Source organism: Pyrodictium occultum (assembly GCF_001462395.1).
Classification (GTDB): Archaea; Thermoproteota; Thermoprotei_A; order Sulfolobales; family Pyrodictiaceae; genus Pyrodictium; species Pyrodictium occultum.
In genome coordinates, this window is record NZ_LNTB01000002.1 from 40513 (window position 1) to 59346 (window position 18834).

General features: G+C 69.4%; 19 protein-coding genes. 10 read left to right on the top strand and 9 right to left on the bottom strand.

Features of this window, described 5'->3' with window-relative positions:
* The first annotated feature begins 9 nt into the window (after positions 1–9).
* Genes CF15_RS09315 through CF15_RS08080 form a run of 3 tightly spaced genes read left to right on the top strand, consistent with a single transcriptional unit; the run spans position 10 to position 3170 of the window.
* Complete coding sequence (locus CF15_RS09315; protein WP_058371495.1) at positions 10–774, top strand: MqnA/MqnD/SBP family protein; 765 nt, start codon at positions 10–12, stop codon at positions 772–774.
* Positions 771–2723, top strand: a complete 1953-nt coding sequence (locus CF15_RS08075) for an aldehyde ferredoxin oxidoreductase family protein (protein ID WP_236698210.1) — start codon at positions 771–773, stop codon at positions 2721–2723. The genes CF15_RS09315 and CF15_RS08075 overlap by 4 nt, the downstream gene beginning before the upstream one ends.
* Before the next feature lie 57 nt (positions 2724–2780).
* The gene (locus CF15_RS08080) at positions 2781–3170 is read left to right on the top strand and encodes a hypothetical protein (RefSeq protein ID WP_058371497.1); all 390 of its coding nucleotides are present in this window, start codon (positions 2781–2783) and stop codon (positions 3168–3170) included.
* Here CF15_RS08080 and CF15_RS08085 read toward each other — a convergent pair.
* Positions 3167–4234: a pyridoxal phosphate-dependent aminotransferase gene (locus tag CF15_RS08085; RefSeq protein WP_058371498.1), complete on the bottom strand. Its 1068-nt coding sequence runs from the start codon at positions 4232–4234 to the stop codon at positions 3167–3169. The genes CF15_RS08080 and CF15_RS08085 overlap by 4 nt on opposite strands.
* A gap of 88 nt (positions 4235–4322) precedes the next feature.
* On the opposite strand from CF15_RS08085, the gene upp reads away from it, so the two are divergent.
* Positions 4323–4985, top strand: coding sequence for a uracil phosphoribosyltransferase (gene upp / locus CF15_RS08090; protein ID WP_058371499.1), 663 nt, complete (start codon positions 4323–4325; stop codon positions 4983–4985).
* 122 nt (positions 4986–5107) lie between these two features.
* On the opposite strand, the gene CF15_RS08095 is transcribed toward upp, so the two are convergent.
* Entirely contained in the window at positions 5108–5467 is a 360-nt protein-coding gene (locus CF15_RS08095) for a roadblock/LC7 domain-containing protein (RefSeq protein WP_058371500.1), read from the bottom strand.
* A 163-nt stretch (positions 5468–5630) separates the two neighbouring features.
* Positions 5631–6389, bottom strand: coding sequence for a slipin family protein (locus CF15_RS08100; protein WP_420820200.1), 759 nt, complete (start codon positions 6387–6389; stop codon positions 5631–5633).
* A gap of 234 nt (positions 6390–6623) precedes the next feature.
* Here CF15_RS08100 and CF15_RS08105 point away from each other — a divergent pair, with 234 nt between their 5' ends.
* The 4 genes from CF15_RS08105 to CF15_RS08120 all read left to right on the top strand — a co-directional run bounded on the left by CF15_RS08105 (position 6624) and on the right by CF15_RS08120 (position 10710).
* Positions 6624–7577, top strand: coding sequence for an ARMT1-like domain-containing protein (locus CF15_RS08105; RefSeq protein WP_168371372.1), 954 nt, complete (start codon positions 6624–6626; stop codon positions 7575–7577).
* A 50-nt stretch (positions 7578–7627) separates the two neighbouring features.
* A complete protein-coding gene (locus CF15_RS08110; RefSeq protein WP_236698211.1) occupies positions 7628–8464 on the top strand; it encodes a menaquinone biosynthesis family protein in 837 nt (278 codons plus the stop codon).
* A 199-nt stretch (positions 8465–8663) separates the two neighbouring features.
* Positions 8664–10124, top strand: coding sequence for a homocitrate synthase (gene lysS, locus CF15_RS08115; RefSeq protein ID WP_058371563.1), 1461 nt, complete (start codon positions 8664–8666; stop codon positions 10122–10124).
* A 142-nt stretch (positions 10125–10266) separates the two neighbouring features.
* On the top strand, positions 10267–10710 hold the full coding sequence (locus tag CF15_RS08120) for a DUF2153 domain-containing protein (protein WP_058371503.1): 444 nt from the start codon (positions 10267–10269) through the stop codon (positions 10708–10710).
* Between the two features lie 103 nt (positions 10711–10813).
* Here CF15_RS08120 and CF15_RS08125 read toward each other — a convergent pair whose 3' ends face one another.
* Entirely contained in the window at positions 10814–11446 is a 633-nt protein-coding gene (locus CF15_RS08125; protein WP_058371504.1) for a phosphate signaling complex PhoU family protein, read from the bottom strand.
* A gap of 207 nt (positions 11447–11653) precedes the next feature.
* Between CF15_RS08125 and CF15_RS08130 the strand changes: the two genes are divergently transcribed.
* Both CF15_RS08130 and CF15_RS08135 read left to right on the top strand, forming a co-directional pair.
* Complete coding sequence (locus tag CF15_RS08130) at positions 11654–12151, top strand: hypothetical protein (protein WP_058371505.1); 498 nt, start codon at positions 11654–11656, stop codon at positions 12149–12151.
* Positions 12144–12482, top strand: a complete 339-nt coding sequence (locus CF15_RS08135; RefSeq protein ID WP_058371506.1) for a MarR family transcriptional regulator — start codon at positions 12144–12146, stop codon at positions 12480–12482. Before CF15_RS08130 ends, CF15_RS08135 begins: the two co-directional genes overlap by 8 nt.
* On the opposite strand, the gene CF15_RS08140 is transcribed toward CF15_RS08135, so the two are convergent.
* The 5 genes from CF15_RS08140 to CF15_RS08160 all read right to left on the bottom strand — a co-directional run bounded on the left by CF15_RS08140 (position 12414) and on the right by CF15_RS08160 (position 18830).
* The gene (locus tag CF15_RS08140; protein WP_236698213.1) at positions 12414–13337 is read right to left on the bottom strand and encodes a UbiA-like polyprenyltransferase; all 924 of its coding nucleotides are present in this window, start codon (positions 13335–13337) and stop codon (positions 12414–12416) included. The genes CF15_RS08135 and CF15_RS08140 overlap by 69 nt on opposite strands.
* A gap of 8 nt (positions 13338–13345) precedes the next feature.
* The gene (locus CF15_RS08145) at positions 13346–14815 is read right to left on the bottom strand and encodes a UbiD family decarboxylase (RefSeq protein WP_058371508.1); all 1470 of its coding nucleotides are present in this window, start codon (positions 14813–14815) and stop codon (positions 13346–13348) included.
* Between the two features lie 44 nt (positions 14816–14859).
* Entirely contained in the window at positions 14860–15942 is a 1083-nt protein-coding gene (locus CF15_RS08150) for a potassium channel family protein (RefSeq protein WP_058371509.1), read from the bottom strand.
* A 62-nt stretch (positions 15943–16004) separates the two neighbouring features.
* Entirely contained in the window at positions 16005–17423 is a 1419-nt protein-coding gene (locus CF15_RS08155) for an acetate--CoA ligase family protein (protein ID WP_058371510.1), read from the bottom strand.
* Between the two features lie 141 nt (positions 17424–17564).
* Positions 17565–18830, bottom strand: a complete 1266-nt coding sequence (locus tag CF15_RS08160) for a carboxypeptidase-like regulatory domain-containing protein (protein ID WP_058371511.1) — start codon at positions 18828–18830, stop codon at positions 17565–17567.
* Positions 18831–18834 lie beyond the last annotated feature (4 nt).

Here is an 18834-nt window from a genome sequence, read left to right on the forward strand (position 1 = left end):
CCGGAGGGCTTGCCTGTCTACGCCGCCCCGCAGCACCGCTACGCCGCGCCCCTGCGCCGCTGGCTGCTGGGCAGGGGCTATGCCGTCTACATCGCCGCGCCCCCGGAGGCCGCTGAGCTGCTCCGCCGAGGAGCCGCGGACGCCGGCATGGCGCCGCTCGGGCTCCTCGCCTCTGGGGAGGGGCTCCGCTGCTGCCCCGGCCCCATGGTGTACAGCAAGGCAGAGACCATGAGCGTCGCCGTCTTCTCCAGGGGGCCCAGGAGGCTGGGGGGCTGCGATAGGATAGCCGTGACGGGGGAGACCAGGACGAGCATCCTCTACCTCCAGCTCGCCCTGGAGAACATGGGGCTCCGGCCCCGGCTGCTGCGCCTCAGCGCGACGAGCGCCTACCGGCTGCTCCGGGCAGCCCCCTGCGCCCTGGTGATAGGCGACGAGGCCCTCGCCGCCCGGGCCCGGGGCCTCCACGTGGTGGCCGATCTCGGGGAGCTGGTCCGCGACGTGCTCGGGATCAGCCCCGTCTACGCCGCCACCGCTGTCGCCCGGGGCCGGGGGTGCCCCGGGGTCCTCGGCTCCCCGCCCTGGCCCCGGCCCGGGAGGGGCGACGCGGAGGCCACCGCCCGGGTCACCGGGCTGCCGCCCCGGGAGGCGGAGAGGTACCACCGGCTGGTCCGGCTCGACTACAACCCCGGGGCGCTGGCCGGGGCGCTCCGTCTCCTGAGGGAGGCCCTCCACAAGGCCCAGGGTGGAAGGGTCTACAGTCTCTCTAACCATTGATAGTTATTGATTGCGGCGAGAAGGATAGAAATACCTCCGCCGCGCGGCGTAACCCGCCGGTGCAGCCCTCCTTGGAGTTCAAGCTCCTCCGTGTAAACCTCTGGAGCCAGAAGGCCAGGGAGGAGCGCGTCGACGAGAAGACCCTCCGCCGGTTCCTCGGCGGCCGCGGCCTCGGGGCCTACCTGGCCCTCCGGGAGATCCCCCGGGGAGCCGACCCGCTGGGCCCGGATAACAGGCTCTACATCCTCACCGGGCCCCTGACCGGCATGGCCGTGGGCGACACCAGGATAGGGAACGGCCGCTACCACGCGGTCGGCAAGAGCCCGCTCACCGGGATCCTCGGAGACTCCAACGCCGGAGGCAAGTTCGGGCCCTGGCTCCGCTTCTCCGGCTACGACGGCATAGTACTCGAGGGGGTCAGCGAGGAGCCAGTCTGGATAAGCATCGTTGACGGGGAGGTGGAGTTCCACGACGCCCGGCCCCTCTGGGGCAAGGGCGTGGTCTACACGGAGAAGAGGATACGCGAGTTCATGAAGATGGAGGACACGAGCCAGGGCAGCGTGCTCGCGATAGGCCCGGCCGGGGAGAACCTGGCCAGGATAGCGGCGCTGATAAACGATAGCCGCCGCGCCGCCGGCCGCACCGGGCTCGGCGCGGTTATGGGGAGCAAGAGGGTCAAGGCCATATTTGCCTACGGGAGCAGGAAGATAGAGCCGGTCGACCCCCAGGGATTCCTCAAGGCCGCCAAGAAGTTCATGGAGAAGGTTGAGGCCAACCCGGTCAGCCAGGGCCTGAGGAAGTACGGCACAGCCGTCCTGGTCAACATAATCAATGAGCACGGCGCCCTGCCCACCAAGAACTGGACCCGCGGCACCTTCGAGAAGGCCTACGAGATAAGCGGCGAGTACATGGCCGAGAAGTATCTCAAGAAGAACAGCGGCTGCTGGGGCTGCATGATACGCTGCTCCCGCATCACCGAGGTGAAGGAGGGCCCCTACTACACGCCGGTCGGCAAGGGCCCCGAGTACGAGACCATCTGGGCCAACGGGGCCAACCCGATGATAGGCAACATGGAGGCCCTGATAAAGATAAACTACCTGCTCAACGACATGGGCATAGACACTATCAGCTTCGGCAACGCCGTCGCAGCCCTCATGGAGCTCTACGAGAAGGCGCTTAACGGCGCCCTGCCCAAGGACAAGGCCGAGAAGCTCCTCAGCCTGCTCGGCGACATAAAGCCCACCTGGGGCAACGCGGACGCCGTGATAGAGCTGGTCTGGAGGACCGCGTACCGGGACGGGATAGGCGACTACCTGGCCGAGGGGACGGCGAGGTTCACCGAGGCCTTCGGCAGCCCCGACTCCGCGGTCCACGTTAGGGGGCTCGAGCTCCCGGCCTACGACCCGAGGGCTATCAACGGCATGGCCCTGGCGTACGCCACCTCAAACCGCGGCGGCTGCCACCTCCGCGCCTACGCTGTGAGCTTCGAAGTGCTGGGCATACCGAAGAAGACCGACCCGCTGAAGATAGACTTGGAGAAGGTGCAGCTGGTCAAGTTCCAGCAGGACTTCTTCGCCGCCATAGACAGCATGGTGGTGTGCAAGTTCTACACCTTCTCCACCGGGCCCGAGGACTATGTGCCGCTGATACGCGCCGCCACCGGCTGGGAGGACTTCACGGCCGAGGAGCTGCTAACCATAGGCGAGAGGATATACAACGTGGAGAGGCTCTTCGCCGTCAGGGAGGGCCAGGGCTACAGGGACTACCTGCCCAAGAGGCTCCTCGAGCAGCCGCTGCCCGACGGCCCCGCCCGGGGCAAGACCGCGAAGGAGGCCCTGGAGGCCTACCTGCCGGAGTACTACAAGCTCAGGGGCTGGGAGGACGGCAAGCCGCTGCCCGAGACCCTGCAGAGGCTCGGCCTCAACGAGTTCCTCTACATAGTCTCCTAGGCGGCTGTTTTAAGTCCCTGGCCCCCGCCCTCCCCCGGCCCCGGGGCGGCAAGGGCATTGCAGGGGGGCGGGCTGAGCCAGTGCATCGAGGCGCTGGCCGCGGGCTGCGGCGCTGCCCTCGCGGCGCTGGAGGAGGCGTCTGAGGCGCTCGGCAAGGGCCGGGGCAAGGGCGGGGGGCTCGCCAGGATTCTCCGGAGGGCTGCTGGGGCCCTCTCGGGGGCCGTGGAGCCCTGCATAGGGGGCTGCGGGGAGTCGGGGTGGAGCGGCCGCTGCGTGGCGGGGGAGGTGCTGGAGAGGCTCCAGCGGAGCCTCTACGGGCTCTCGCTCCGGCTGGAGGGGCTCCCGAGGTTGGAGGGGGAGGCCGGCGAGCTGGCGGCCATGCTGGTTGACCTGGCCTACAGCATGGTGGAGGCCGTCTGCTACGCCGGCTCCCGGGCCGGGGGCTAGCCCTGGCCCTGGAGGAGCCGGGAGAGGGCCTCTAGGAAGACCCTGTTCTCCCCGGGCGTCCCCACGGTCACCCGCAGCCAGTTGCTGCCGAGGGGGACGCGGCGCACCGCCACCCCCTGCTCGGCCAGCCGCTCTACCACGTCCTCCACGGGGGTCTCCACGAGCAGGAAGTTCGTGTAGGAGCAGTACACCCTGACCCCGGGGAGCCTGCGGAGCATGGAGGCTAGCCACTCCCTCTCCCCGCGCACCGTGTCGGCCACCCTCCTGGCGTAGCCCGGGTCCTCGAGCGCCGCTATCGCCGCCGCTACGCTGGTGCGGGGGAGGAAGGGGGGCATGATGCTCCGGAGCCTCTCGGCCAGCCTGGGGTGGGCTATGGCGTAGCCGATGCGGAGCCCGGCGAGGCTGAATGCCTTGCTCAGCGTCCTCACTACGAGCAGGTTATCGTAGGCCTCTGTGAGCCCAGCGTAGGTTACCCCGCTGAACTCGTAGTAGGCCTCGTCCAGGATGAGGAGCGCGCCCCTCGCCGAGAGCCTCTCGAGCAGCTCGGCCAGCTCGCCCTCCCCAGGGGCCAGGAGGCTGCCCGTCGGGTTGTTGGGGTTGTCCAGCGCGGCCAGCGAGGAGCCCGCCGCAGCCTCGGAGAAGCGGCTCCAGTCCAGCCTCCAGCAGCCGCCGGCGGGCTCCAGCTCCACCCAGATGGGCTCGCCGCCCTGGAGCCGGGTGTAGACCTCGTACATGCTGAAGGAGGGCCGGGGCGCCGCCATCCTGCCGCCGGGCGCGAGCACGAGGTGGAAAGCCTTCTCCAGCACCATGTCGCCGCCGAGGCCGACCACTATCTGCTCGGGCCTGGCCCCGGTGTAGCTGGATAGGAGCCCCGCCAGCCTCTCAAGCATCTCTGCCTCCGGGTACCTGTTCCCCCGGGCCGCCTCCCTCGCCACCGCCTCCACAACCCTCTCGGGCGGGGGGTAGGGGGACTCGTTGAGGTCGAGGCGGGCCCTTACGCCCCGGTAGCTGCGGGGGCTGTAGCCCCGGAACTCCTCCAGCCAGGGCTTCACGCGGACCGGCACCGCTCCCAGCACCCTCCCGCCACACGCCCCGGGGCCATCGGTTAATAACCCGCTCAGCGGCCTGGGCACCGGCCCCCTGGGCAGCAGCGTGTCCCGGCAGGAGAGGCTCCACGTGGTGGATAACCCGGCGCTCCAGGGGGTCCTGCTGGAGCTGCGGGACAGGAGGACCCCGAGGCACAGGTTCAGGGAGCTGCTGGAGACAGCCGGGCTGCTCCTGGGCTACGAGGCAGGCAGGCTCCTCCAGACCAGGGTCGAGGAGGTGGAGACCCCGCTCGGCGCCCGCGCCGCCGGCGCCAGGGTGGCGGACGAGGAGCTAGTCATAGTCGCGGTGCTCCGCGCCGCTGTGCCGATGGCCCTGGGAGCGGCCAGGCTCTACCCGAGGGCCCAGCTGGGCTTCGTGGCGGCCTCGAGGCTGGAGGAGACAGGCAGGATGGAGGGCGGCAGAATGATATTCGACGTGGACACCCCCTACTGGCGGCTGCCGAGGCTCACGGGCCGGGACGTGATGATCGTAGACCCCATGCTGGCCACGGGGAGCACCCTGGCGCGCATAGCCTCGAGGATAGCCAGGGAGGAGCCGCGCCGGATAGTAGCGGTCACCCTCATAGCCACGAGGCAGGGCGTGGAGAGGCTCCTCGAGGCCGCGCCCAGAGCCCAGGTGGTGGCCGCAGCGGTGGACCCGGAGCTGAACGAGAAGGGGTTCATCGTGCCGGGGCTGGGCGACGCGGGGGACCGGTGCTTCGGCGAGTAATCCCCCGAGGGCAGGGCTCAAAAACGCTGGGCAGGGAGGGGATGAGGATCTTTTCGGGGAGCGCGACCCGGCGGGCCGCCGGGGATGGCCTGGCGGTTACCCAGCCGACCCTGCCTCCCCTGCTAGAGCGCGCTCCTTATCCTCTCCCTCTGCTTCTTCAGCTCGTAGCGGAGCCTGCCGAGTATGGCGCGGCGGTCGGCCACCAGTACTGTCAGGGCCTCGCCCACGTCGTCGAATAGGACGTAGTTGTTCCGATACTCTATTATCACGTCCGTTATGTCGCCCAGGTTCAGCTCCTCGCCCAGCCTCGTGGCGGCGCCGTAGAGCGTCGTGACCATGGCGGCGAGCGAGTCCGGGTCTATGCTGGCCTCCCCCGTATGCACATAGTCTATCACGAAGCCGTCCTTGGACACTATAGCCGCGGCTGTTACACCCTCTATCCTGGTGAAGTCTGTGAGCACCACCCTCATAGGGGAGGACATAGGCCGCCACCGGGTGGGTAGGGAGGCAAGCAGGCTAGGATAAAAAGTAGAGACCAAATAGGATACAGCCGCGCCAAATTAAGCGTATCCACGGGCAGGCCATCCGCCAGCCTTAACAGCGGTCTTACGGAGCCACGCCGGCACGCCGCGGGCACCCGGGGGGCTAGCCCTCCTCCCGCCTCTCCCTCGCCCTCCTCCCCGCCTCGAGGCCCAGGGCCGCCAGGGAGGCCGCCTCGGCGCCGAGCGTTATGGGGTAGAATACGACCGTGTTCTTCTCCTTGGCGACCTCTATGAGCGCCTGGAGCTCCCTGAGCCGGAGGGCGGCGGGGTGCCTCTCGTAGGTCTGGGCGGCCTCCTCCAGTATCTTGGCCGCCTGGCGCTCGCCCTCAGCCTCTATTATCTTGGCGCGGCGCCACCTCTCCGCCTCCGCCTGCCTGGCCATGGCCCTGACCATGCCCTCTGGGAGCACCACCTCCTTGAGGGTCACAGCTGTGACCTTTATCCCCCAGGGGTCTGTGAGCTCGTCGAGTATCCTCTGCAGCTCCTTGTTCAGCTCCTCCCTCCTGGAGAGGAGGTCGTCCAGCTCGCTCTTCCCTATCACGTCCCGCAGCACTGTCTGGGAGAGGAGGGTGACGGCGACGTTGTAGTTGCGCACCGTGAGCACGGCTTTCAGCGGGTCCTGGACCCGGTAGTAGACCACCGCGTCCACTGAGACCTCCACGTTGTCCTTGGTTATTATCCTCTGGCGGGGCACGTCGACGGTGTGTATGCGCAGGTCTATCACCGTCACCCTGTCTATGAAGGGCACCACTATGATGAGCCCGGGCCCCTTCACCCCCACGACTCTTCCGAGCCTGAACACGACGGCGCGCTCGTACTCCCTCACCACCCGTATGCTGTAGGCGATTATTATGAGGGCTATGAGTCCTCCGAGGAGGAGGGCTACGAGCTCCCCGAGGCCCGCCGGGGCGGGCTGGGCTTGCGGCAAGGCACTGCATCCTGATATATTGCTCCGATTGCCCGGCTATAAGCACGTGCCCCTCCTAGGGCGGGCCGCCGGCTCCGCGGCTAGCTTTATTAACTGGGTCTACGGTGGGCGCCCTCCCGGCTCTCCCTGCAGGGGCTTGGACTGTCCACAGGGCCCTCCTGAGGCTAGGTGCTGCAGGCGGAGGTGGTCTGGTTAGTTGGATTCGGGGTCCGTGTGAGGAGGAGGGAGCCCCTGGACCCCCTGGAGTGTGTCGCCTGCCTCGTTTACGAGAGGCTGCAGGCCGTCGCGGGCGACCGGGCCAGGGAGGCCAGGGTCCTGGCTAAGGCCGCTGAGCTGGTGGCCAGGTGGCCGAGCAGGACCAGCGTGTTCGTGGAGAGCTACGACTATGTGGAGAGGCTGCTGGGCGTCCACGACTTGTACCGTGAGAAGAGGGAGGAGCTGAGCCACGCCGTCCTCGAGGCCCTCGGGGCCCTGGACCTGGCGGGCATGGAGGACTGGGAGATCTTCTCCCTCATGGCCGCTGCTAACGGCGTCGACATACCGATGCCGGGGTACCGGCCGGGGCTGGAGAAGCTGCTCCGGGGGCTGCGGGACCGCGCGGCATGGCTGGGGCTCGGGGAGGGCGACGTCGAGAAGCTGCTGGGGGCTTCGGAGAGGATAGTGGTTGTGCTCGACAACGCGGGAGAGGCGGTGCTAGACATAGCCGCGGCGGGCGAGCTCGCCAGGAGGGCCGGCAAACCCCTCTACCTGGTCGCCAGGGGCGAGCCCTACGAGGTGGACGTGACCGCCAGGGAGGCCGTGGAGCTGGCCGCGAGGCTCGAGCCGGGGGCGAGGGTGGTGAGCACCGGGGGCAGGTACCCCGTCTTCCATCCCAGGGCGTCCCAGGAGTCCAGGAGCCTGCTCGCCGACGGGAGCCTGGTGCTGGTTAAGGGGATAGCCAACCTGGAGGCGTTCCTAGACTACCCCGACGCCGCGGGGCCCGGGGCCAGCCTGGTGTTCATGCTCAGGGCGAAGTGCGGGCCCCTCTCCAGGTTCTTCAGGGTGGGCCACGCGGAGCCCGTGGTGGCATCGGCCGAGTGGCTGCTGGAGAGGCTCCGGGAGTGGAGGAGCCCCGGGGGCTAGAGGCCTCAATACCCCCTGGGCCCCGGGCTGCCCGCGGGGCGTGCGCCGCTGTGGCTGTCCTCCGTGTAGCCCACACCCCGGACCCCGACGACGCCTACATGTTCTACGGTATCGTCAAGGGGGCGGTGCGGCTGCCGGGCTACGAACGGGTCGAGCACCTGGTGGAGGATATCGAGACCCTGAACCGCCGGCTGGTGGAGGAGGGCTGTGAGGTCGAGGTAACGGCTGCCAGCGCCCACGCCTACGCCTACCTGGCGGACCGCTACTACCTGATGACCGCGGGGGCGAGCATGGGCGAGGGCTACGGCCCCATACTGGTCGCCCGGGGTAGGCTGCAGGGGCTCCGCGGCGCCAGGGTGGCGGTGCCAGGCCGCTACACCACCGCCCGGCTCCTCCTGCGGCTCGCCACGGGCGGCGGCTACCGGGAGGTCTACGCCAGGTTCGACAGGATCCCCGGCATGGTTCTCCGGGGCGAGGCTGACGCCGGCCTACTGATACACGAGGCCCAGCTGACCTACAGTGAGATGGGGCTGGTCAAGGTGCTCGACCTCTGGGAGTGGTGGAGCAGCGTCGCCCGCGGGCTCCCGATGCCGCTGGGCGTGGACCTGGCCTCCAGGAGGCTTGGCCGGGAGGAGGCAGCGAGGCTGCGGGGGGCGCTGCAGGAGAGCATCAGGTACGCGTGGAGCCACCACCGGGAGGCCCTGGAGTACGCAGCCGGCTTCGCTAGGAGCGGGAGCCTGGAGCAGATAGACAGGTTCGTGCGGATGTATGTGAACGAGCGCACCCTGGACATGGGCGTGGAGGGGAGGAGGGCCCACCGCCTCCTCTACGAGATGGCCTGGGACGAGCGCCTCATACCTGAGCCTGTGGAGCCCGAGTTCGTGTAGCCCCCGGGCCCCGTGGTCCTCCGGGGGCCTTTTTCCGGGAGCCCCGGGCCCTCCCTCGGTGCGGGTTCCGCCCCCCTCTTCTCCGTAGCTCCTTTCACCCCGGCACCATGAACCCGTTACTGCCGGGTCTATGGGTCCGCACCTGGTTCCGGGGGGCTGTGCAGAGTTGGCTGGTGGCGGCTGCACCGGGGTATCCTGCCTGGGCGGTGTCGGCGGGGAGAGGCCCGGCAGCCTCCGGGTGGGGCTGCTGGACTCCACGCTCCGGGAGGGCGAGCAGACGCCGGGCGTGAGCTTCACTGTGGAGCAGAAGCTGGAGATAGCCAGGCTCCTCGACCAGGCAGGTGTCGCTATGATTGAGGCCGGCCACCCCAGCGTCGCGCCCGATGTCAGGGAGGCGGTGCGGAGGATCATAGGGCTGAAGAGGGAGGGGATTATACGCGGGGCCGAGATAGTGGCCCACAGCAGGGCGGCGCGGAGCGACATAGAGGAGGCTGCCTCGCTGGAGCCGGACAGGGTGGCGATATTCTACGGGGTGAGCGACATACATCTCCGCTACAAGCACCGGGTGAGCAGGGAGGAGGCCCTCTCCATTATAGGCGAGATGGTGGAGTACGCCAGGGAGCACGGCGTGAAGGTGAGGTTCACGGCTGAGGACGCCACCAGGGCTGACTACGGCTTCCTCGTGGAGGCTGTGAGGGCTGCTAGGGACGCTGGAGCGGACAGGGTGTCCATAGCCGACACGGTGGGCATAGCCACGCCCTACGCTATGAGGAGGCTGTTCGAGAGCCTCCGCCGCGACGTGCCGGGGGTGGAGTACGATGTCCACGCCCACAACGACCTGGGCCTAGCGGTTGCCAACAGCCTGGCGGCGGCGGAGGGGGGAGCCACGATCATCCACGTGACGGTCAACGGGCTGGGGGAGAGGGCTGGGATAGCCCCGCTCGAGCAGGTCGCGGTGGCGCTGAAGCGCCACTACGGGGTCGAGGTGGTGGACCTCAAGCTCATCCCCCAGCTCTCCAGGCTCGTGGAGCGCTACAGCGGCGTCCCGGTGCCCCCCAACGCGCCGGTGGTGGGGGAGAACGCGTTCATCCACAAGGCGGGCGTCCACGTGGCCGGGGTGCTGCGGAACCCCGAGACCTATGAGCCCTACCCGCCCGAGTGGCTGGGGAGGACGAGGGACTACACGATAGACAAGTACACCGGCCGCCGCGGGCTCCAGGCCAGGCTGGAGAGGCTGGGTGTGCGGGTCTCCGAGGAGGAGCTGCAGAAGATCCTCCAGGAGGTTAAGAGGAGGAGCGGCGCCAGGTGGCTCCGCGACGAGGACCTGCTGGAGATAGCCGAGGAGGTTACTGGCCGCGCCCTGAGGCCCAGGCCCCCGGAGGAGATAGAGGCGCTCGTCACCGTGAAGTGCGAGGCAAACGTGTACACGACCAGCGTGGCTAGGAGGCTGAGCGTGATCCCCGGCGTGGAGGAGGTGGCAGAGGTGACGGGGGAGAACGACATCCTCCTGCGGGTCCGCGCCCGGAGCCCGGTGGAGCTCAACCAGGTGGTGGAGGCTATAAGAGGGACCCGGGGCGTCCGGGAGACCTACACAATGCTGGTCCTCCGCCGCATCCCCCTCAGCGACGGCGCGCGGCCCCAGGCCGCCGGCCGGGGCTAGCCCCTGGGGGCCCGTGGAAGGGTTTATGAAACGCCCTGCATGGTGCCTCCATCCTCTCCCGGAGAATGTAGCGGCTACATGCACGGCAGTGTCCTTCTAAAGGGGGCGCCGCAGCCTAATACTAAAAGAGAGGTGTCCACGTATGAGCAGGCCTGGTGAGATACGTGTGGTAGACTACGCGTTCCTCAAGCAGCTGGACGAGTGGGTGAAGATGCAGAGGAAGCTGCTGGACACATTCAGGGAGACCGCTGGGAGGGTTGAGGAGGGGGACAGGCTCGACATAATAGTGGCTACCAGGGCGGCGTTCCAGCACATGATGAGGACCATCAAGGCTTTCGACAACTGGCTCCAGGACCCCATTATAATAGCCCATGTGCCCAGGGAGATGCTGCTGGAGGTGTGGAAGGTTATGTACAACGTGCTGCAGCAGCTGCTGGAGATAGACATCAAGCACACCAGCGACGTGAGGAACCTGCTGGAGGAGCTGGCGCGGGAGGGCAAGCTGAACCCGCTGGTGGCCACGGTTAAGCAGGTGGGCGAGGAGGAGGAGATGGGCGGCAGGCGTCCACCGACAATGATGATATAAGGGATGGTGTAGGCTGCTGCGGCTCCGCGGGGCGCCGCCCGCCCCCCAGCCCCTCAGGGTTCTTCTCCCCGGCAGCCCTCCCGGAGAGCGCCCCACGGGGCCTCTAGGAGGGCTCCAGCCTCTCCCCGGTGGCCACGTAGTGGGCCGCCGAGGCTATGTAGACGGCGTGGTCCGCTATCCTCTCGAGGTGGCGTAGGAGGAGCACCCTGGCGACCTCGCAGCGGGGGAGCTGCTCGCTCGCCGCGAGCCGGTCGAGGGCCTCCACGTACGCCCTGTCTACCTCCTCGTCGAGGAGGATCACGGAGCGGGCCTTCTCCGGGTCCTCGGCCTGCAGCGCCACGTAGGCGGTGGAGAGCATCTCCTCCACCTTGCCGCGGAGCCCCGGGGCCTCGTGGGCGACCTCCTGGCAGTTGCGGGGGAGCCTCCCGTAGAGCCGGGCTATCTCGAGCGCATACCGGGAGACCCGGAAGAGGTCGTAGGACGCCTCCATGTAGGCTGTAAGGCGGCGCAGGTCGCTCGCCACCGGCTGGAAGCGCGCCAGCGCCTCCACGGTCTTCTCAATAACCTCCTGGCGGAGGCGTGCAGCCTCCCTGCTGTAGCTCTCCACCTTCCCCGCGTCGCTCTCCTCGCCGGAGACCAGCTTCATAGCGGTGTCTAGGGATGCAAGCGCGGTGTCGAATAGCCGGTCGAGCAGCTCGCCTATCTCGGAGAGCGCCAGCTCTATGGGGCGCGTCAACCCTGGGGCCACCCTCCCGCCGGGTGTCCTCCTGCTCCGCTCTCTTCCCCGAACCCGGGCCCTGGAGGCCTTTACATAAGTTTCCCACCGGGGCTTGAAGGTGTATAAATCACGTCATTGATGCTGGATCGTGGCGAATCCCCGAGAGGCACGACGCTAGCCTCATAGCCTCCCCGGGGAGGGTCTCCCCGGGGAGGCTGAGCAGCCATGGCCGGCCACGCAAGAGTTCTACGCGCGCCCCCGAGGATCAAGGTGCTCGAGGCCCTCGGCGCGATAGCCGACGGGAGGGTCGAGAGGCTCGGCCCTAGGGTCTACAGGGTTGCTAGCAGCGAGGGGGACCGGAGCTACCGGGTCTACGTGGACCCCGGCAGGGGCCTCGCCTACAGCGACGACAACGGCACCAGGCTCCGCGGCTACGTGGGCTACCCCATAATAGCCGCGCTGATGCTGGAGGGCCTGCTCCCCCTCGACGAGAGGCTTGCGGAGGCGCTGCGCGGGGTGTCGTGGAGGAGGCTCAATGAGAGGCTGAAGCGGTACGCGCTGGTGGAGAGGGAGGTGAAGCGGCTGGCCCGGGAGCGGGGCGTGGACCCCGGGGAGCTGGACGGCTTCGTCGAGAAGGTCATGGAGAGGCTTAGGGGGCTCCGGCTCCGCTACACGGGGTCTCCGCCCCTCGAGGCGCTCGGCGGGGGCGGCTCTGGTGGCTGAGCCCCGGGGAGGCGAGGTCTGCCGGGTGCTGGAGGCGCTCGCCAGGACCGGGGCCGCGGCGCCCGAGTACCTGGCGGCGGTCACGGGGCTGCCGAGGGGCAGGGTTGAGGCTATACTGGCGCTCCTCGAGGCCTCCGGGGTCGTCGAGAGAGCCGGGTCCGCGGCGGCCGCGTGCCCCTGCAGCCGCTGCCCCCTGGCGAGGGTGTGCGGGGTCCCTCGAGGCGGGGCCAGGGTCAGGCTCTACCGGGTGAGGCGCGGGGCGCTAGAGGCCTGCAAGCGCCAGCAGCCTGTCGGCGAGCACCCCCAGGCCGGCGGCGAGGCCCAGGGCTAGGTTGGTGTTGAAGGCGCGGGGCACCGCCTCGAGGCCCCGGCGGGCTAGGAGGAGGTGCTGGTAGGCCAGGAGCAGCGCCGCCGCCGCCAGGCCGGCCGCCGCTGCCGGCCCCAGCCCGTAGGCCGGCACCGAGGCCAGCATGAGGACCGCTGCCGCGGCGTGCATCAGCCTGGAGGCCCATAGGGCGCCCCGGGGGCCTAGCCGGGCGGGTATGCTGCCGAGCCCCATGCTCCTGTCGAACTCCATGTCCATTATGGCGTAGTACGTGTCGAAGCCCGCGACCCAGAGCGCCACCGCCGCCACGTAGAGCCACGGCACGTGGTGGAGCAGGTCCCAGGCGCCCCGGGCGCGGCCCCCGTAGGCGGCCACCGCGCCGCCGAAGACCACGGAGCCCAGCACGAGGCCCAGGTGGAGGTGGGGGAGCCAGTGGAGCCTCTTAGCGTGCGGGTAGGTAATTGCCGCCAGCCAGAGCAGGGGGGAGAGGAGGAGCGCGTAGCGGTTCAGCAGGGCGGCTGAGGCGTAGTAGAGGAGGGAGCCCGCCGCCACCAGCGCCCAGGCGTCCCGGAGCCCCACGGCCCCGGCCACCAGGGGCCTGCTCCTCGTCCTCGGGTTCAGCCTGTCGATGTCCAGGTCGGCTATGTTGTTGTACGCCATGGCCGCGGTGCGGAGCCCCAGCACGGCGAGGGCTATGAGCGCGGCCTCCCTGGGCCCCAGGCAGCGGGGGCAGGCCAGCACAGCCCCGGCGTAGGCGAAGGGGAGGCTGAAGAGGGTGTGCTCTATCCTCACGAGCCTCATGAGCGCGTGGAGCCGGGAGCGGCGGGAGAGCCTCCCCGGGTCCCAGGCGGCCCTGGCCAATGGGCATGTCAGCCCCCCGCGTCTATGCCTAGGCTGCTCCATATCCGGTCTATCTTCCTGGCGGTCTCGGGGTCGGGCTCCACCTCCTCCGGCCATGGCCTCCCGTTGTTCTCCTCCAGCAGCTTCCTGGTAGCGTCTATGCCGAGCTTGCTCCCGTAGCCGGGGTAGGGGGCCGCGGGGTCCAGCTCGTCGGTGTGGGTGCCCGGCACCACCACCACGTCGCGCTGCGGGTCCACGTGGGCGGCTACGGCCCAGAGCACCTGGTTCAGGTCGTGCACATCCACGTCGTGGTCGACCACTATGAGTATCTTTGTCAGCGCCATCTGGCCCAGGCCCCAGAGGGCCATCATTACCTTCTTCGCTTGGCCGGGGTAGCGCTTCCTTATCGAGACTATCCCTATGCCCTGGAACACCCCGTGCTCCGGCAGGTTCATGTCAACCACCTCGGGGAGGAGGAGCCTCACGATGGGGAGGAAGATCCTCTCCACAGCCTTGCCTATAGCGGCGTCCTCCATCGGGGGCTTCCCGACCACCGTGCCGACGTAGACGGGGCCGCGGCGGAGCCAGATCCTCTCGACGGTGAGGACGGGGAAGCGGCGGGCCGGCCTATCGTAGTAGCCCCAGTGGTCGCCGAAGGGGCCCTCGGGGGCCTCGCGGCCGGGCTCCACGTAGCCCTCTATCACCAGCTCAGCGCTGGCAGGGACCGGCACCCCGGAGGGGAGCCGGTACACCTCCACCCCCCGGCCCGCCATCACGCCGGCGAAGAGGAGCTTGTCCAGCGGGTAGGGGACCGGCATCACCCCGGCCAGCATCGTCGCCGGGTCGGAGCCCACGACCACCGCTACTGGGAGCCTCTCCCAGGCCCTCTCCCCGGCCTCCCGGTAGGCCTGCTGGCCCCTCTTGTGGAGCTGCCAGTGGACCACTGCCTCCCTCGGCCCCCTCACCATGACGCGGTAGACGCCTATGTTGGTGACCCCGGTGGCGGGGTCCACGGTGTACACCTGGCCGAAGGTTATGTAGCGGCCCCCGTCCCGGGGCCAGGTCTTGAAGGCCGGTATCCTCTCCAGGCTCGCCTCCCCGCCCTCCAGCACCGTGTCCTCGAAGGCCGCCCTGCGGGCCTGCCTGGGGGCGTAGCGGGCGAGGTCGAGGGCCTCCCGGAGGCCCCGGAGCTTCTCCAGGAGCCCCATGGGCGGGGGGCCCGCCAGGGCCCTGGTGAGCCTCTCCCCTATCTCCTCGAGCCTCTCTGCGCCCAGCGCGAGCTTTATCCTCTCGAGCGTGCCGAAGAGGTTGCCCGCCACCCTCCAGCCCGGGTAGCCCCGGACCCTCTCGAAGAGGAGGGCGGGGCCCCGGCGCCTCATGACGCGGCGGAGCACCTCGGGTATCTCGAGCACCGGGCTCAGCTCGGCCCGCACCCTGCGGAGCTGGCCCCTCTCCTCCAGCAGGGCGAGCAGCTCCCGGAGGTCCCTCGCGGCCGGCACCCCTGCGTGCACCCCCCGGGGGGCTCCCCTCCCTGGAGGCTGTTCTAGCTGCCCCCGGCCCCGCCTGCCCCGCCGCCCCCGCTGGGCGCCGCCTCCCCCTGGGGGGCGGCCTCCCCGGCGGCCGGGGTAGGGACCACTACTACGAGGACGTCGTCGCTCTCCAGCAGGGTGTCGTCGGCCGGGTTGGTTATGAGGCGGCCGCGGCGGCGGATCGCCACTGGGGTCATGCCGTGGCGGCGCAGCTCGAGCAGCACGTCGATGTAGCGCTTGCCCGCGTAGGGCGCAGCGGGGATCTCGTGGATCTCTATGAGGCCCTCCTCTATCCTGGATATGTTCTCCACGAACATGGCCGCGCCGGGCTCGAGGAGGCTCGCCGCCAGCATCCTGCCGCCGAGGTCGCGGGTCGGCACCACTATGTCGGCCCCGGCCTTGTGGAGTAGCTCCACGTTCTCGGGGTGGAGGGCCTCCGCCACTATCCTCGCGGAGTGGTTGAGGCCGCGTACCGCCAGCACCACCAGCACCGTCTTGGCGTCGTCGTTGGTGCTGACCACCACCATGCCTGCCCGGTGGACGCTGGCCCGCAGCAGGGTTTCGCGGCGGGTGGGGTCGCCGCGGACCAGGGTGAGGCCCTCTATGTCTATCTCCTTCGCCACCGCGGCGGGCTTCTCGGTGACGAGCACTATGTCGCCGCTGTAGCCGCGGCTGCGCAGCTCCCTCACCGCTGCCTCGCTGGCCGGGGTCCAGCCTATGACTACCACGTGCCGGGCGCCCCTGTACCTTATGTAGCCCTGCCTCCTCCTCTCGGCAGCCTCCACTATGTTGCCGGCGGCTATCGATACCAGGGCGGTGTAGACCGCTATCCCCGCCACTATGGTGAGCATTGCTATGAGCCTGCCGGCGGGGGTGCGGGGGACTATGTCGCCGTAGCCCACCGTGGTCATGGTCTCGAGGGCCCAGTAGAGGCCCTCCTGGAGCCCCAGGCCCTCCACCAGGGAGAAGGAGATGCCGGAGGCGAGCCAGACCAGCATCGCTATGAGCGCCACGTCGAATATTATGTTGCTGCGCAGCCTCCTGGCGAGCCTCGCCAGGAGCCGCCGGAGAGCCTCGACGGCCGCCGCCAGCACCACCTCTCCGGCACCCTTCCCCCGGGGCCCAGGCCCCCCGGGGCCCCCTCATAGCCGCTGCGGGGCTAGAGGCCCCCGGTCTTCTCGAGCCAGCGGGCGTAGAGGCGGAGGCCCCAGAGCGCCCTGGCGGCCCGCGCCTCGCCGGGGTAGACGGGGACCCCGGCCAGCTCCTCCAGCCTCCTCGCCAGCCCCCAGGCCCTGGCGCCGCCGGTCACCGAGGCCACCACGGGGACCCCCTCCTCCCGGGCCCTCCTGAGGACGGGGGCCAGCTTCTCGGGCAGCTCCCCGGTTATCCCGGGGACGTTGAAGTAGGGTATGAGGAGGATCCCGTCCGCCTCCCCGCTCTCCAGGACCACGTGGAGCGCCTCCGCCAGGTGCTCGTCGGTGGCGGAGCCCGTGACGTCCACCGGGTTCCTGGTGCTCGCGAGGGGGAGGAGGACGCGGCGGAGCCTGGCCTGGGTCTCCGGGCTGAGCTCGGGTACCTCGAGGCCCAGGCTGCTCAGCCAGTCGCTTGCCACCACCCCGCTGCCCCCGCCCACGGTGACCACCGCCACCCGGTCGCCCCTCATGGGGGGCTGGAGGGCCAGGGCCACCGCGAGGTCGAAGAGCTCCTCGGTGCTGGAGGCCGGGACCACCCCGGTCTGCTTGAAGAGGGCGGCGTAGAGCTCGTAGCTCTGGGCCAGGCTACCCGTGTGGCTCGCCGCCGCCCGGGCGCCGGCGCCGCTCCTCCCCGCCTTCAGCACCACCACCGGCTTAACCGGGGTGGTCTCCTCCAGCGCCCCGCGGAACCGGGGCCCGTCGTCAACCCCCTCCACGTAGAGGGCGATGCTCCTCGTCTCCGGGTCCCCGCGGAGGTAGGAGAGGAGATCCGCCTCGTCCACGTCGGCCTTGTTCCCGAGGCTCGCGAACCTGCTGATCCCCACCCCCCGGGCCTCGGCCCAGTCCAGCACCGCCGCGCCCAGCGCCCCGCTCTGGCTCACGAAGGCTACCGGCCCCGGGCCCGGCAGCCCCTGCCTCCCCGGCACGAAGAACGTCGCGTTCACCCCGGTGGAGGGCGAGTAGACCCCGATGCAGTTCGGCCCCAGCACCCGGAGCCCGTGGCGCCGCGCGGCCTCCACAAGCCTCTCCTCCAGCGCCGCCCCCCGGGGCCCCACCTCCCGGAACCCGGCGCTCAGCACTATGACCCCCCGCAGCCCCCGGCGGCCCGCCTCGTCCACAACCCTCGGCACCAGGGGCGCGGGGACCGCCACCACAGCCAGGTCCACGGGGTCCGGGACCTCGAGCAGGCTAGGGTAGGCGGGGAGCCCGAGGATCTCGCGGGCGTGAGGGTTCACCGGGTACACCGGGCCCCGGAACCACCTCTTCAGGTTGAGGAGCACCGTGTGCCCGACCTTCCCCGGGTGCCTGGAGGCGCCCACCACCGCGACCCCGCGGGGATGGAAGAAGACGTCCACGCCGCTGCCGGCCGGCGGCCTAGGCCTCAAGATGCGGCCACGCCCCCGCCCAGAGCCGCGCCCCGGGGGGCTGAAAACGGCGCGCCGGGGAGAGAGGGGTGTAGGAGGCGCGTAGAGCGGTGGGGGAAAAACTCGTGGGCCCTTAGGGCTCCCCGGGGGCCCCGGGGGGCTTCAGCCGGCTATCTTCCTGTAAACCAGCACCACCGCCACGATCGCTATTATGAGGCCTATCAGGCCAGCCGCGACGCCGACCAGGGCGAGCCTGGAGGCGCTGCTGGCCTTGCTGCTGGCGCTGCTCACCTGGCTCTGCAGGCTAGCCGCGGTGGCGCGGAAGCTGTCGATGCTGCTCTTCAGCTGGCCTATGGCGCTCTGCAGCTGCCCGATGCTCTGGGTGGCGGCCTCCAGGGTGTCCACCCTCTTCTCCAGCGTGGCGACGCGGCTGCTCAGGTTGTCCAGCTTGTCGCTCAGGTCGCCGAGCTTCGCGGCCAGCTGGTTCACCGCGGCCTGGTCGGCCTTGCCGGCGACCTGGCCCTGGAGGGAGCTCAGCTGGTCGGCGAGGCTGCCAAGCTTGTCGTTTAGGTCGCTCAGCTCCGCGGCCAGCTTCTCGAGGTCAGCCTTGCCGGCCTTGGTGTCCAGCTGGCTCTGCAGGGTCTTAACCTGCTCGGCGAGGCTCTGCAGCAGCTGGCTCAGCTGCTGTAGCTGCTGGTCCACATACTCCTTGGTGGCCGCCGCCGCCACGCTGGCGTTGAGCTGCTCCAGTGTAGCCATCAGCTTGTTGAGGCTGGCGTTTACCTGTGCCTCCAGGCCCCGCACCAGGCTCTCCAGGCTCCGTATCTGCAGCGTGCCGAGGCTCACGCGCTCGCCGCGCCCAACGCTGACATTGGTGACAGTGGCGGTGGTGTAGCCGCTCTTCTCAACCTTCACGCAGTAGGTGCCAGGGTTCACGAACACCGTGAAGCTGCCGTCGCCGCCCGTGGCGGCCTCGGCGACGGTCTGGTTGCCGCTGCAGACGTACACCTCCGCGCCCGCCACCGGGCTGCCGTTCTCGTCCACCACCCTGCCGGCTATCTCGCCCCCGCTCTGCAGGGTGAAGGTCAGCGTCTGCTGCTCCCCGGTGTCAGCGTTCCTGACCACCACCTGGTAGGTGCCGGTCGGCCAGTCGCCGGGCAGCCTGATGCTCCAGGTGAAGCTGCCGTCGCCGCCAGCGCTTACCTGGTCCGCCACCTTGACCGCGCCGTTCGGGTCCACAATCTTTATTGTTATGACCGCGTTTGGGTCGGCTGTGCCGCTGACCACGAGCGTGTCGCCGGGGATGAAGCTGGCCTTGTTGAGCGAGACGCTTAGCGCCGCCAGCGCCACTATCGACTGGGACACCGCTAGGAGGACAAGCGCTACAGCGGCTAGCCCCGCGAGCCTCTTAGCAGCCCTACTCCTCATCCTG